Source organism: Enterococcus sp. 9D6_DIV0238 (assembly GCF_002174455.2).
Classification (GTDB): Bacteria; Bacillota; Bacilli; order Lactobacillales; family Enterococcaceae; genus Enterococcus_L; species Enterococcus_L dunnyi.
The window spans coordinates 377,471-393,388 of the sequence record NZ_CP147246.1 but is presented as its reverse complement, the minus strand read 5'-3'; the positions used below and the strand labels follow the sequence as shown (position 1 = coordinate 393,388).

The window sequence follows — 15,918 nt, the reverse complement described above, 5'->3', positions numbered from 1 at the left end:
CTCATGAGCGTTCCTTTTTCTAAGTATAAATAAATTAGTTAACTGGAAAATCAGCTTTTCCATATTCTGTTCCTAATATGTCTTGTGCGATTAAAGTAACAGGTGTCTCAGTATCAGTCAATTCATAACCCATTGCACTTGCTACAGTTCCGCCAGGTTTGATTTCTGCCATTTGAGACTCTAAAAATTGAGCATCTGGTAAAGGTGAAACATTTAACTTGTTCACTTTATTTGGATCATTATCTTGAACAGCTTTGAAACTCATGATCCATGCCATATTTGGATTGATCTCAGCTTCATCTTTGTAATCAGGTGAAACTAAAGTATCAAACCAAAAAGCTAGTACTGGTTTTTCCCCATATTCATTGCCAGGTTCACCCGGTTGAATCACTTTATTGCTTGTGATTTTGATGGTGTATGAATTGCCTTTAAGTGTTGTACCATCAAAAGTTGAGTCTGCAGCTGAAGAAACGAAATCGCCCGTTGTTTCAGTCTTTTCCTCTTTTTTTGTAGTTGAGCTGGTTTCACTGGCTTTTGACTCTTTGCTTCCAGAATCAGTTGATCCGCAGCCCATAAGTGCAAATAAAAGTATACCACCCATAAACATAATACTTGTTTTTTTCATTTTCGAATTCCTCACTTTGTGATATAATATTTTTGCTAAGAGAAATTCTGTTTGGTTGCTCCGTTATGTGTCAGCATAACAGAGCTTTTTTTATTGATCGATTTTTAGCTAGTTGTTATTTATATTCATCATCTTTGGGATAAGGCAGGACGTGAAGATAGTCATCGTCTTCTACGGGGGCATCTACATTATCTACCTCGTGTTGTGAATAGGTGTTTTGCTGAAAGTCGTGTTGTGTTTCTTTTGGAAGGTCACTAGTATTCATTGTTGAATGAAGAGTGTCTGTCTGCTCTGGATTATGTTGAGCTAGACGAGCCTTGGCTTCTTCTTCAGCTTTGATTTGATTGTCGTGTTTAGTCGTGTGACCTTTTCCACTTGTAAAAGTTAAATAAATGATCAATAAAATCATGATGATCGTTGCTATGATCAAAGCAATAAACATACCGAATGAGATAAACATATTGATTCAACCTCCTTTATCCATTATTGACATGTACTAGTGTATCAAATGTTAACGCTATCGTCATCTGTTTCTAGCGAACAATTGCGTTTTTCTTAAGAAGGATTAATATAATTTGCATAAAAAGGAAAGAATTGTGTAGGAATTTGCTCCTTTGTGGTAAACTATAGAAAGCAAGTTTTTGGAGGAATGAAATTGAAATCAAAAGAGCTATTACATACAGTATTATATTTTGCAGCTTTTGCGCTGATCCTATTTTTATTAAGACAATTTGTCTTCACCCCGGTGGTTGTCAAAGGGCATTCGATGGACCCGACATTAGCTGATGGTGAACGAGTGATCGCGCTGAAAAATACTGAGATCAAACGATATGACATTGTGACATTCCCAGCGCCGGATGAACCTAAAAAAAGCTATATCAAGCGAGTGATCGGACTTCCAGGAGATTCTATCGAGTATAAAGACGATGCGTTATATATCAATGGTAAAGAAACAAAAGAGCCTTATTTGGATGAATTTAAAGGTGAACTGACAGATGGAATGCCATTTACCTTTGATTTTACCTTGAAAGAAGTCACAGGTAAGGACAAAGTTCCAGCGGGCGAATATTTCGTGATGGGAGACAATCGAAGGAATTCTAAAGATGGAAGAATGATCGGTTTCATCAACGAAAAGGATATTTCTGGTGATGTTAAATTTGTGTTATGGCCGTTCAGTCGTTTTGGAACTCTTTCAAAAGTTGAGCAGTAGATACGTTGCACTTACTAAAAAACAGAAAGCTCTCTTTTAATTAAGAGGCTTTTTTTGTTAGATATTGTCTATGATAGTCATAAAGATTATGTGCTACACTATAAAAAGAATCAACAGCTAAAAAGGATGTGACAAAATGAGTCTGCAATTTGTACGTGGAACAGCTGATATGGATTTGGAAGAAGAATTGATAAAGGCTTCATTGGACTGGCTTTCAAAGGACAAAAGAAATGAAGTTTTTTATCTAGTACCCAATCATATGAAATTCGAACAAGAAATCAATACATTGAAACGAATGCAATCACTCAAAAACCAATCGAATGATTCGATTGCGACAATGCGTCTACAAGTGTTCAGTTTTTACCGCTTAGCTTGGTATTATCTTCAAAATACACAATATTATAGCTCAGAAGTGTTGTCAGAAGCTGGAGCCGCTATGGTGTTTAGGAAGATATTGTCTGAAAGTGAAGAAGAGCTGAGTGTTTTTCGTGGAGAAATCAACAAAGCTGGCTTTATTCAACAGTTATTTGAACTCTATCAAGAGATGAAAGAGGGGAATATTGAAATCCAGCAACTCTCTGATTTTCTAAAAGAAACTAAACTAGGCGGGAAAGAACAGGATCTACAATTAAAGATTCAAGATATTCAATTGATTTTTTCACGATTTGAGGAGACTATGAGTCATTATGGCATCAAGTCAGCTGAGATCATCAATTATTTAGCGGAATATCTAGAAACGAAAGAGCTTAAACATGTTTTGTTTGTGATTACAGGATATCATCATTTTTCTGCGAGAGAATTAAAACTGATCGAGGTTTTATTGCGACAAAGTGGAGAAGTAAAGATATCTATGGTCGTCGATAAAAAATATGCCGTAGAAATACCGACATCAATGGATTTATTTTATGAAACTGGAACGACATATCAGCAGCTATATCAATTGGCTAGAAAATCAAATATCGCTGTTTTACCAGATATCGTCGAACATGATAAGCCATTGATCACAGAAGTAGATCTTCAAGCTCTTGGCGATTACTGGATCGATTCGCAAGAGAAAACAATCAAAAAAAGTAAAACAAGTATCAAAAATGACCATCTACAGATATGGCAGGCAGAAACGCCAAAAGAAGAAATCGATCATATTGCTAAAGAAATTAGAAGATTAGTTGTGGAAGATGGTTATCGTTATAAAGATATTCAAGTGTTAACTCGTGATCTGGATAGCTATGAGACACTTCTTGAACCACTTTTTTCACTCAACGATATTCCAATTTATTTGGATCGAGATATGGCGATGGAGCAGCATCCGTTGGTTGAATTTATTCAATCCTTATTCGCAATAAATGCTTATCGCTACAGATATCGCGATGTTTTACGATTCTTGCGAACAGAATTATTCTTTCCTATTGAAGATGAGATTTCCAGTGAAGAATGGCAACAACAACGAGATGAATGGCGCAGGAAAATCGATGTGACTGAGAATGTTGTGCTTGCTTATGGTTATGAAGGTTATCATTGGGAACAAAGTAAAGACTGGCGTTTTATCCGTTACGATTTTGAATCAGATCAACAAGATGATACTGAACAAATTGAACAGGATTCAAATGTCGTTCGTAAAATGATCCAGCAAACCATTCCTGCTTTTTTTAAAGCCATTCAAAAAGCGAAAATAGGAATTGAAGCTGCGGATTGCTTTTATCGTTTTTTAGTGCACAGCGGCGTTGAAAAGCAATTGATCATGTGGCGAAATCAAGCAGTTGATAATGGAGAGCTTGAAGCAGCTAGAAACCATGAGCAAACTTGGGAAGCTTTGATGACTTTGATGGATGAATACGTGACGATCTATGGTGGAGATTCGTTTGACCTATCCACATTTGAAACGATTTTTTCAAGCGGTCTAGAAGGATTACGTTATAATAAGGTACCTACAGCTATTGACCAAGTTCAGGTAAGAGCCATTGACTTAGCGCGTCCAGGTCAAGCAAAAGTTGTTTTTGTTATTGGCTTGACTGATCAAGTCTTGCCGCAAAAAATCGAAAATAAAACATTGCTTTCAGATGAAGAACGACAATTTATGAGTGAACATCTTGATGAAGGTCAATATTTGCTAAACGATACAAGAAAAAATATCGCTAAAGAGCCATTTATTGCTTATATCATGCTTAGTTCGGCTAGAGAACGTTTATATCTATCATATCCTAGTGTAAAAGATACAGTCAAAGATGTTAAAATGTCTCCTTATTTATTGAATATCCAAAAAGATTTAAATTTGTCTATCATAGAAAAAAGAGCACTGCTGATTTCAGATGATGAGCAGGGAAGCTTAGCACATATTGGGACTTATCGGACATTGATCAGTGATTTAACCAATCTAAAACGGCAGAAAAAGGAAACGCAAGCACCGTATTTAACATTTTGGGATCGTTTAGAAAAAGTGTTGATGAAAAAAGAGCAAAGTCTGTTGGCTCAGCATGTCTTTGAAAGTTTAGCCCACAAAAATGTTCCTGAAAATCTACAGGAACAGCTGGCGCAAAATTTATATAGTAAGCAGATCTATACTTCTGTTTCGAGAATGGAAAGCTTTTACCGTTGTCAGTATCAGTATTTCTCTCGCTTTGGTTTAGGCTTAAAGGAACGGGATGTATTTGGACTATCTCCAGCAACTACAGGTGATTTTTTCCATGAAGCACTTGATCAGTTTTTCAAATTATTGATCATGGAAAAGAAACAATTGACTGATTTGACAGATAAGGAAGTCAACGAGTTTACAGAGAAAATTTTGAATTCTGTTTTTGGCGAAATCAAATTTTCGATTTTAGATTCTTCCAGTCGAATGAATTATATTCGCTATCAGCTCGGTCAAACGATCAAAAAAGTCAGCTGGGCATTGAAGCGTCAAAGTGAACGGAGTGGAATGAGCACAGTCCAAACAGAAATTTTATTTGGGCAGCTAGCAAGTCAAAAAGGTATCAAGGGACTAGAACTACCTCTTAAAAATGGAGGGAATATCAGTGTACGCGGGAAAATCGACCGATTGGATCAATTAGTTACACCAGATGCTCTTTATTTAGGTGTTGTAGATTATAAATCCAGTCATAAAAAGTTCAACATCACAGAAGCATATTATGGATTAGCTATGCAGATGCTGACATATTTAGACGTTGCGTTGATGGATGCGGTAAGCTTGGTAGGTCAAACGGCTAAGCCGGCAGGATCTTTGTATCTTCACGTCCATAACCCGATTCTTCCATACGAGGTTGAAGATAAAAAGGAGCAGCAACTACTGAAGAAATTTCAATTTGATGGTTTATTACTAAATGATCCGGTTCTATTAGAAAATTTAGACAAAAGTTTGGAACCAAAAAAGAGTTCTTTACTTTATCCGATCGAAGAATCCGCTAAAGAGCTGATCAAACCTGGCCGCCGTCAGGAAGATAAATTTGTAACGGAACCTGAGTTAGATGCATTATTGACCCATAACCGCAGTAAATTTATCGAGGCTGGAAATAAGATCACAAGTGGCGAAATCGAATTGAATCCTGCCTATCAAGGCAAAGAAAGAATTGCTTGTAAGTTCTGTCCATTTAGAAGCGTCTGTAATTTTGATGTGATGCTAAAAGAAAATAACTACAACCGAATTGAAACATTATCCAAAAAAGAAGTAATGGAACGATTGATGCTTGATGAGCAGGAAGGAGGACGAAGTGATGAGTAAGGAGATTCCTTTACGTCCAGAGAATGAGCTTTTTACGGACAATCAGTGGCAAGCAGTATTTGACGGGGATGAAAACATTTTGGTTTCTGCATCTGCGGGTTCTGGAAAAACGACCGTCCTTGTTCGCCGTGTGATCGAAAAACTAAAAAGTGGGACCGATATTGATCGATTACTGATCGTTACTTACACTGAAGCTGCCGCAAAAGAAATGAAAGAACGAATTCAAGTTGCCTTGCAAAAAGCAATTACCAATGAAAGTGATGCTGAAAAGAAACAACATTTTATTCGTCAATTGACATTGCTTCCTACTGCTAATATCAGTACGTTACATGCGTTTTGTTTGACGGTGATTCGTCGGTTTTACTATTTGATCGATATGGATCCTGTATTTCGACTGTTAACGGATGAAACAGAAATGCTTTTGTTAAAAGAAGATGTTTGGGATGAGTTGAGAGAAACATTTTATGCAGAAAACCGCGAACCCTTCTACCAATTGACAGGGAATTTTTCTAACGATCGAAGCGACGAAAGGCTAACACGCTTGGTATTTTCACTTTATGAATTTGCTAAAGCAAATCCTGATCCTAAACAATGGCTTACTCATTTGGCGGATAGCTATCGAGCAGATGGTAAACTGGGAGATTCGATCTTATTTCAAGAATTTATAAAGCCCCAAGTGATGGAAACTTTAATGCGCTGTGTGGAACGTTATGAGGAAATGATACAGTTGACTGAAGGGGAAGAAAAACTCGAAAAAATCGCTGTACTTGCTCGAAATGAAAAGGAGTTTGTAGAGACATTCAGCAGTCTGTTAGCAGACGATGATCTAGAAGCTGGTTTTGAAGTTTCAAAAACAGTGACGTTTGAACGATACCCAACAGTTAGAGTTGAGGAATTAAAAGAAATTGCCAGTCAAGCAAAGGGATTACGTGAGCAAAACAAAAAGGCGATCACTACAGTTATTGACGATTTGTTTACTTTATCTCCGCAGAAAATGAAAGAGATCATGGCTCAGGCCTTCCCTGTTGTTGAGGAAATGGCACGAGTCGGTCAAGCTTTTATCAAGGCGTATGGTAGACAAAAATTAGCCAAAGGCTTGGTTGATTTTAATGATCTGGAACATTTTACCTTAGCCATTTTGGCAAAAAAAGATGCGGATGGCTGGCATGCCACAGAAGCATCCACTTATTATCGGGATAAATTTGATGAAGTACTTGTCGACGAATATCAAGATATCAACCGGCTGCAGGAAACGATTCTTTACTGGCTGAGACGACCAGATGCTTCAGAGGGGAATTTATTCATGGTGGGTGACGTGAAGCAGTCGATCTATTCCTTTCGTTTAGCAGATCCTACGTTGTTCATTGAGAAATATAACCAATATGGACAAAATAAAGAAGGAAAAAGAATTGTTTTAGCAGAAAATTTCCGTTCGAGAAAGAATGTATTAGACTTTACGAACTTAGTTTTTGAACAGCTGATGGATGAACGAGTTGGCCAAATTGCCTATGATGAAGCAGCGCGATTGGTTCATGGATTTGATCAATTTGAAGAAGCTGAAAATTATGATACAGAACTATTGATTTATGAAAAAAAAGCTGCTAAAACTGAAGAAGTGACAATAATAGATGAGAGCCAGCTGGTTTTAGAAGACAAAACAGAGGGCGAACTGCACATGACTGCTTTGAAAATCAGAGAATTAGTGGATCAAAAATTCATGATCTATGATAAAGCAAATAAAACCAATCGCCCTGTAACATACAAAGATATTGTGCTGCTGACGCCAACGAAGAAAAATAATTTGACGATCTTAGAGATTTTTAAAACAGCAGGAATTCCAATTCAAGTGAATGATGCACAGAATTATTTTCAAGCAACAGAAGTACAAAGTATGGTTTCTCTTCTACAGATCATTGATAATCCATATCAAGACATCCCACTCGCTGCAGTATTACGTTCGCCGATTGTTGGTTTGAAGGAAAATGATTTAGTCGAAATTCGTCTGGCAGCGAAAAAAAGTATGTATTATGATGCTTTTTTAGCATTCAACCAAAAAGTAGAGTTGACCAAAGAGCAACAGGCAATACAACTGAAAACAATGGAATTTGCACAAAAATTGACAAAATGGCGGGAAATGGCAAGACGTAATCAACTAGCTTCTTTGATTTGGATGATCTATCAAGATACTGCTTATTTAGATTATGTTGGCGGACTGCCTGCTGGTAAACAGCGTCAAGCAAACTTGTATGCGCTGGTCGATCGTGCTGCGGCATATGAACAAACAAGTTTTCGCGGGTTATTTCAATTTGTACGATTTATTGAAAAAATGCAGGAAAAGGACAAAGATTTAGCTGAACCTGTCATTTTGAGTGAGGAAAATGCTGTTCGTGTCATGACGATCCATGCTAGTAAAGGGCTTGAGTTTCCGATCGTCTTTATTTTAGATATGACTAAAGAATTCAATTTAGGAGATTTAAATGAACGATATATCTTTGATGATCGGTTAGGTGTAGGAATTCGTTATCTTGATCAGACAGAGCGGATGCTGTATGATACATTGCCGTTTTTAGCAATCAAGCAAGCAAAATTGAAAAAATTATTATCAGAAGAAATGCGTAAGCTTTATGTTGCATTGACCCGAGCTGAGCAAAAACTTTATTTGGTCGGTTCTTACAATGATCAGGATGCACTTTGGAAAGAATGGCTAAAAGTCGGGGATGTTACAACAAAAGTGCTGCCTAGTGAAAATCGTCTTCAAGGAAAAAGCAGCTTGATGAATTGGGTAGGGATGAGTTTGATCCGTCATCAAAGTATGGCAAAGTTTCAAACCGAATTTGTGACCGAAAAAATAGCGGGAATCACAACACATACGGCTGATTTTACTCTTTCATTTATGACTGAAAAAGAGATTCAAGAACAATTTGCTGCGCTTCAATTTACCAATACAGCTGTCGAGAACGCTCAAATAGATCAAACTGTTGATCCAAATAGGATAAAGCAAGCACTTCTTCGGTTGGATTATCATTACCCATACCAATTATCAACAAAAACGACCAATTATCAATCTGTTTCGGAAATCAAGCGTGTCTTTGAAGATCCTGATAATAAAGAAATTGCAAAAATCGAAGTAAGTGATAAAAACACCTTTCAGCCGACCCCCTTGATCGTTCATCGAATGACTGAGGGAGAGCTAGGAAAACCGAGATTTATTGAAAAAATCCAGCGGGCTACTTCAATGGAAATCGGTACGGCAACACACTATTTATTGCAGCTTTTAGACTTGAAGCAAGAACCAACAACAGAAACAATTGAACGACTAAAGAATGAACTAGTAAAAACAAAGATCATTCAGGAAAATATAGCAAGGGAAATCAATATTGAACAAATCCTGGCATTTTATCAGACGAGTTTAGGGAAGCAATTGTTAGCTGAGCCTGAAAACGTCGTTCGTGAACAACCATTTTCTATGTTGTTAAAGGCAGAAGAGCTGATCAAGGATTATCCACGAGAAACAGAAGATGATCTTTTGATTCACGGGATGATCGATGGGTATATCGAACAAGAAGAGTCCTGTATTTTATACGATTATAAAACCGATTTTGTAAAAGATCATAAAGATCCCGCTGAAGTGTCAAAAATCATTCAACGCTATAAAGGACAATTGAATCTTTATAAAAAAGCATTGGTAGAAGCAACGAATAAACCAGTAAGTCAGGTACTTCTAGTCTTACTGACTGCAGGGATCATCATTGATCTAGACAAAGAAGCAATAATTGAAGAAATCAATAAGAATTGAAGCAGATGTACTTACAAATTGTAAGTTGTGTGCTATACTCAATTCACGAGGTGAGGAAAATGGAGCAAGTAAAAACAACTGAATTTGCACTATGCCCCAAGTTTGAAAAGGCCTTTGCGATTCTAGGAAAGAAATGGAATGGTTTGATCATTGATGTGCTATTAGAAAATGGCCCTCAACGATTTGGTGAACTGCGCCAAAAAATTCCTGAATTAAGTGATCGCGTGTTAGTCGAAAGACTAAAAGAGCTTGAAGCAGAAGGCGTTATTGCAAAAGCTGTTCGTTGTGACGAAAGCAGTCGCTTAGAATATTTCCTTACAAATAAAGGTAAGGATCTGCAGCAAGCGATGGAACAAATTCAAGAATGGGCAGAAAAATGGGTCACTGCTGAAGAATGCAGTTGACCAAACACCAAACTTCTTGTAAACTATACTCAATTGAATAAAAAAATGTCGATGGAAAAGAGTAGTTTTCACTGGTACGTTCAAGGGAAAATCTGTCATAGACTGAAAGCAGATTACGTTATCGAAAAATGAAGTTCACTTCCGGAGTTTGTCTGCTCCATAAAAGCAGACCGGTGAAAGCCGTTATTAAAATTGAGTGCATGACTATTTGTCATGAAGTAGGATGGTAACACGATAGCTCGTTCCTTATTAGGAGCGGGCTATCGTTTTTTGTTTTACCGATAGATGAAAATGTGAACATTAAACAAAAGAAAGGGATAGAAAAAAATGACATTGAAAGCTCAGTTAGAAGCATTAAGAGATGAAACATTGACTAAGATCCAGCAAGTGGATGACCTTAATGCACTAAATCAAATCAGAGTAGAAACATTAGGGAAAAAAGGGCCCATCACAGAAGTTTTGAGAGGCATGAAAGATTTATCTGCAGAAGAACGTCCGATCGTGGGGAGTTTTGCAAATGAAATCCGAGATTTATTGACAGAAGCACTGGAAAAACGTAAAGAAATTTTGGAACAATCAGCTTTGAATGCTGCATTAGAGCAAGAAACGATTGACGTTACACTTCCAGGAAAACAAATGACTCATGGCACACGCCATGTCTTATCTCAAGTAATGGAAGAAATCGAAGATATTTTTGTTGGCATGGGCTATCAAGTTGTTGAGGGATATGAAGTCGAGTCAGATCATTACAATTTTGAACGGATGAATTTACCGAAAGACCATCCGGCACGTGATATGCAGGATACGTTTTACATTACAGATGAAACATTGATCCGCACACATACTTCTCCAGTTCAAGCACGTACAATGGAAAAACACGATTTTTCTAAAGGTGCACTTCGTATGATCTCTCCTGGGAAGGTTTTCCGTAGAGATACAGATGATGCGACTCATAGTCATCAATTCCATCAAATTGAAGGTTTAGTGATCGATAAAAATGTTACAATGGGTGATCTTAAAGGAACGCTAGAGGTTGTGATGAAAAAAATGTTTGGTGAAGATCGCAGCATTCGTCTGCGTCCAAGCTATTTCCCGTTTACAGAACCGTCTGTTGAAGTGGATGTCAGCTGCTTCAAATGTGGCGGAGCAGGCTGTAATGTGTGTAAACATACTGGCTGGATCGAAATTTTAGGTGCAGGTATGGTCCATCCTGATGTACTGAAAATGTCCGGCATCGATCCAACTGAATATACAGGCTTTGCCTTTGGCTTAGGTCCTGATAGGGTTGCTATGCTGCGTTATGGTGTCAATGATATTCGGAATTTCTATCAAAATGATTTACGTTTCTTAAATCAGTTCAAGGTAAAGGAGTAGTCGACAATGTTAGTTTCTTATAAATGGTTAAGTGAGTATTTAGATCTTTCTAAAATTTCTGCTAAAGAATTATCTGATAAAATGTCTGTGACAGGGATCGAAGTCGAAGGTGTGGAAGTACCTGAAGATGGATTGAAAAAAATTGTTGTGGGCGAGGTCAAAGAATGCATTCCTCATCCCAATTCAGATCATTTATCGATTTGCCAAGTGGACATCGGTGAAGAAGAATTGTCTCAGATCGTCTGTGGTGCGCCCAATGTTAAAGCTGGGATCAAAGTGATCGTGGCTCTGCCTGGTTCTCGTATTACAGGAAATCAAAAAATCAAAAAAGGAAAAATGCGTGGAGAGGTTTCAAATGGAATGATTTGTTCTCTTCAAGAATTGGGTTATTCAGATAATGTTATTCCTAAAGCTTATTCGGATGGAATTTATTATCTGCCTGATGAGGCTGTGAATGGGACAGATGTGTTTCCTTATTTAGATATGGATGATCATATCATCGAATTATCGATTACACCAAATCGTGCTGATGCGCTGAGTATGCGCGGTGTAGCTTATGAAGTTGGCGCGATTTATCGTCAGACACCTTCTTTCAATGACGAACCCTTGATGGAAGATATGAGCGAAACAGCCTCTGATTACATTGATGTTGAAGTAATGGATACAAAAGATGCACCAGCGTATCAAATCAGAATCATCAAAGATGTAAAAATTGCAGAAAGCCCACTCTGGCTGCAAAATCGTTTGATGAATGAAGGAATCCGTCCAATCAATAATGTCGTTGATGTAACGAACTATATTTTATTGCTTTTTGGTCAACCATTACATGCGTTTGATTATGATAAATTAAATAGCAAGAAGATCCTTGTTAGAAGAGGAAATAAAGGGGAAGAGCTAGTAACCTTAGACGGGGAAAAAAGAGAGCTATCAAGCGAGAATATCGTTATTACAAATGGTGACATTCCAGTTGCCCTTGCTGGTGTTATGGGCGGAGCAGATTCAGAAATCACAGATGGGACAACAACTGTAGCGTTAGAGTCTGCCTTGTTTGATTCATTATCTATCCGCAGAACATCCAAAGAATTCAATTTACGCAGCGAATCTTCCAGTCGTTTTGAAAAAGGAATCAATCAAGCAACGGTTGGAGAAGCGGGAGATGTAGCTGCTGCAATGATTGCAAAACTTGCAGGCGGAACTGTTGTTTCAGGAAAGAGTGTAGGTTCAAAAGTCACTCTTGAGGAAGTAAACGTTAGTGTGACGATCGATCGTATCAACGAATACCTTGGAACGACTTTAAATGAAGCAATCATCAGCGAAATTTTTGAAGCATTAGGATTTAACTATTCATTCAATAATGGAGAATATACAGTGACTGTACCTCCAAGACGTTGGGATATTTCAATTGAAGCGGATTTGATCGAAGAGGTGGCTAGAATTTATGGCTATGACAATTTACCTTCGACATTACCAAAAGGAGAAACAGTTGCTGGAAGCTTAACTGATAGTCAACAGCTAGTCCGTAAAATAAAAGGGCTATTGGAAGGCAGCGGACTTAGTGAAGCGATTAGCTATGCATTGACAACAGAAGAAAAATCTAGTCAATTTATGATGAGATCAAGCGAAGCAACAAAACTTCAATGGCCAATGAGTGAGGAGCGTTCTACGTTAAGAATGAACCTGATTTCAGGTTTATTGGATGACGTTCTTTATAACACGGCGCGTAAGAATTCAAATGTTGGCTTATATGAAATCGGACGAGTTTTTTATAAAAATGAAGATGAAGCTCAAGAATTACCCTATGAAGAAAATCATTTAGCAGTAGCTATTTCAGGAAATCAAACGATAAAAGATTGGCAAACAAAAGAAACACCCGTTGATTTTTATACAGTTAAAGGGATCTTAGAAGGTATGTTTGATTCGATCGGATTAAAAGATGTCGTGACGTATGAAGCGGTCAATGACTACGCTGAAATGCATCCAGGAAGAACAGCGTTAGTAAAAATCGATGAGAAGGTCATTGGCTTTGTCGGACAAGTTCATCCCACAATTGCAAAAGAATATGATATTCCAGAAACTTATGTTGCGGAATTGAACTTACAAGCGATCGTTGAAGTAAGCGGACATTCGTTTGTCTACCAACAAGTTACAAAATTCCCAGCGATTTCTAGGGATATTGCACTTTTAGTAGATGAAACTGTCACAAATCAAGCATTAGTTGAAACAATTACAATGAATGCTGGAAAATACTTGCAATCTGTTCATTTGTTCGATGTATATCAAGGCGCGAACATTGCAGACGGGAAAAAATCAATGGCTTACAGCCTGACATTTGTTAACTCAGAAGCAACGTTAGTAGATGAAGAAATCAACCAATCGCTAACAAAAGTGGAAAAAGCATTAGTTGAACAATTTGATGTAAGCATTAGATAAGTTAAAAAGGAGCCTCATACAAAACTAAAAAAGTTTTGTATGAGGCTCCTTTTCTATAAAAGATGCTAAAAAATAGCTTCTTCGGTAATTTTGCACCAACTAATTGAACTCAGGTGATTTTTGTTTTAGACCCAGTTTCGAGACAACCATCTTGAAAACTGAGAAATAGAAAAATTAATAACAAAATACATCAAGGCAACGAGACCGTATATCATAAAGACCTGCTCTGTCTGAGCATAGCGTCCCATCAAAATATAAGACTTGCCAAACAATTCTTGCAAAGCAATAACTGAATATAAGAAACTTGTATCTTTGATCACTGTAACGAACTGAGACACGATTGCCGGCAGGACATTTCGAATCGCCTGAGGTAAGACGATATACAAAATGATTTGAAAATTGCTGAATCCCTGCGAGCGTGCCGCTTCTTTTTGTCCTTTGTCAACACCATTTAAGCCACCGCGGATAATTTCAGCTAAAGCAGCTGTAGTGAAAACAGTGAAGCTGACGATTCCAGCTGGCGTTGATTTGATCTTGAAGATCAAAAATATTACATAAATCCATAGTAAATTAGGAATATTGCGGACGATCTCGATGTAGAGACTGGCCAAAAACTTTAAAGGTCCTTTTTTCTGATTTCGAAGTACAGCTAAAATAGTACCAAAAATCGTACTTAAAACGATCGAAATAAAAGAAATATAAAGAGTGAGCTTCAATCCATCGAATAAAAAGCGCAAATTATTCCCCGTCAAAAGTTGACTCATTTGTTCTGAAAAAGACATTTATGCACTCTCCTATCTGGTATAAGCTTTCTTATTATTTTCTTCTAATCTTCGTGCTAGTTTAGCTAACGGGAAGCACAGAATGAAGTATAAAAACCCTGCTAAAGCAAAAGCTGGAATATAATTCAAGTTGATAGAAGACCAACTATTTGCCGTGAACATGACATCTGCTCCCGAAATGATAGCGACCGTCGATGTATTTTTAATCAAGTTGACCACTTGATTTGTTAATGGCGGCAACATGATCCGCCAAGCTTGCGGTAAAACAACGTAACGCATCGTTTCGCCATAGGAAAATCCTTGGGAATAAGCTGCTTCAAATTGTCCTTTCGGAACTGCACCGATCCCTGAGCGAACAACTTCAGAAATATAAGCGCCATGATATAAACCAACACATAGAATGGCAATAAATGTTGTCGGAAAGGTCAAAGCGGGGCTGATCAAAGGAAATCCATAATAAACAACGATAAATTGAATCAATAATGGTGTATTCTGAAAAAACTCAACATAAATTCTACTGATTATTTTTGGTAGTTTATTATGCATTGAAGATAAACTACCGAAAATAATGCCGAGAATCATTGCAACGATCAGAGAGCCGACAGCCAGAAGAATTGTATAAAGAAAGGCGTCGCCAAACAGTTTCCAGTCCTTAAGCAAAGCTTCCCAACGGAAAAGAGCAAAAGGGCTGGCATTTAATATAATCAACATCTAATTCCCTCCCAAGTCCAGAAAAACTAAATAAAATCGACTGGGATTTAGTTTAGATTCCATGTTTTGTAGATTTTATCTAATGTTCCGTCTTTTTCCCATTTTTCGATCGATTCATTCAAGAAGTCATTTAACTCAGTATTCGACTTTTTAGTTGCAATCCCATATTCTTGTGGTGAGAATCCATCCTTGAGAATTTCAGTATTATCATCCACATAGCCGGTCAAAATAGATTTGTCGACAGAAAAAGCGTCGATACGTTTTGACGTTAATGCAGTTTTTAATTCTGGATAAGAACCTAGCTCTTGATATTTAAATGTGACACCTAATTCTTTTGCTTGCTTCTCGATCGCATCTTTTGTTGTCGAAGATTGAACAACGCCGATCGTTTTTCCATCAAGACTCTTAGTATCTGTAAATTTATCTGCTTTTCTTACAAGGAAGCCTACTTCATCTTTATAGTAAGGGGTAGTGAAGTTATAAGTTTCTTTTCGCTCATCGGTAATCGTAAAGGTTGCGATGACCATATCTAACTCACCGTTATCCAAAAGAGGACCACGAGTTTTAGCTGTTACACCGACAAATTCAACATTATCTTCGCTGCCAGTCAACTCTTTTGCAAGCAAACGAGCAATATCTGGTTCCATTCCTTCGTTTTTATTCGTATCAGGATTCATATAACCGAAATTAGGTACATCTTCTTTTACACCGACTTTGATAACACCCGCATCTTTTATTTTCTGAAGATCTGTCGTTTTACCTGATGAATCAGCTGACTTTGTATCATCTCCACTGCTGCAGCCTACAACTAAACCAAGTAATAAAGTAAGGGAAAGGGCTCCTACAATTTTTTTCATCTTTTTCATATTCA

Annotated in this window: 11 protein-coding genes and 1 other annotated feature; of the genes, 6 read left to right on the top strand and 5 right to left on the bottom strand. The window is 37.5% G+C overall.

The genetic code is table 11. The annotated features are described in order from the left end of the window. Positions 1–34: 34 nt before the first annotated feature. Together A5889_RS01815 and A5889_RS01810 are read right to left on the bottom strand one after the other, a co-directional pair. Positions 35–625 (bottom strand): DUF5067 domain-containing protein, encoded by a 591-nt coding sequence (locus tag A5889_RS01815; RefSeq protein WP_087640172.1) that lies wholly within the window; start codon positions 623–625, stop codon positions 35–37. A 115-nt stretch (positions 626–740) separates the two neighbouring features. Further along, on the bottom strand, positions 741–1,085 hold the full coding sequence (locus A5889_RS01810) for a hypothetical protein (protein ID WP_087640171.1): 345 nt from the start codon (positions 1,083–1,085) through the stop codon (positions 741–743). A 189-nt stretch (positions 1,086–1,274) separates the two neighbouring features. Between A5889_RS01810 and lepB the strand changes: the two genes are divergently transcribed. The 6 genes from lepB (at position 1,275) to pheT (ending at position 13,554) form a co-directional block, all read left to right on the top strand. Next, entirely contained in the window at positions 1,275–1,835 is a 561-nt protein-coding gene (gene lepB / locus A5889_RS01805; RefSeq protein WP_087640428.1) for a signal peptidase I, read from the top strand. Between the two features lie 136 nt (positions 1,836–1,971). Next, a complete protein-coding gene (locus tag A5889_RS01800) occupies positions 1,972–5,550 on the top strand; it encodes a PD-(D/E)XK nuclease family protein (protein WP_087640170.1) in 3,579 nt (1,192 codons plus the stop codon). Beyond that, positions 5,543–9,346 (top strand): helicase-exonuclease AddAB subunit AddA, encoded by a 3,804-nt coding sequence (gene addA, locus A5889_RS01795; RefSeq protein WP_087640169.1) that lies wholly within the window; start codon positions 5,543–5,545, stop codon positions 9,344–9,346. Before A5889_RS01800 ends, addA begins: the two co-directional genes overlap by 8 nt. Positions 9,347–9,405: 59 nt before the next feature. Then, entirely contained in the window at positions 9,406–9,750 is a 345-nt protein-coding gene (locus tag A5889_RS01790; RefSeq protein ID WP_087640168.1) for a winged helix-turn-helix transcriptional regulator, read from the top strand. Between the two features lie 39 nt (positions 9,751–9,789). Next, positions 9,790–10,000, top strand: a binding site (T-box leader). Between the two features lie 77 nt (positions 10,001–10,077). Then, entirely contained in the window at positions 10,078–11,124 is a 1,047-nt protein-coding gene (pheS, locus tag A5889_RS01785; protein ID WP_087640167.1) for a phenylalanine--tRNA ligase subunit alpha, read from the top strand. 6 nt (positions 11,125–11,130) lie between these two features. Beyond that, entirely contained in the window at positions 11,131–13,554 is a 2,424-nt protein-coding gene (gene pheT / locus A5889_RS01780) for a phenylalanine--tRNA ligase subunit beta (protein WP_087640166.1), read from the top strand. A gap of 125 nt (positions 13,555–13,679) precedes the next feature. On the opposite strand, the gene A5889_RS01775 is transcribed toward pheT, so the two are convergent. Genes A5889_RS01775 through A5889_RS01765 form a run of 3 tightly spaced genes read right to left on the bottom strand, consistent with a single transcriptional unit; the run spans position 13,680 to position 15,913 of the window. After that, entirely contained in the window at positions 13,680–14,318 is a 639-nt protein-coding gene (locus tag A5889_RS01775; protein WP_176372800.1) for an amino acid ABC transporter permease, read from the bottom strand. A gap of 30 nt (positions 14,319–14,348) precedes the next feature. Continuing rightward, entirely contained in the window at positions 14,349–15,047 is a 699-nt protein-coding gene (locus A5889_RS01770; RefSeq protein WP_087640164.1) for an amino acid ABC transporter permease, read from the bottom strand. A gap of 47 nt (positions 15,048–15,094) precedes the next feature. Next, entirely contained in the window at positions 15,095–15,913 is an 819-nt protein-coding gene (locus A5889_RS01765; RefSeq protein ID WP_087640163.1) for a transporter substrate-binding domain-containing protein, read from the bottom strand. Positions 15,914–15,918 lie beyond the last annotated feature (5 nt).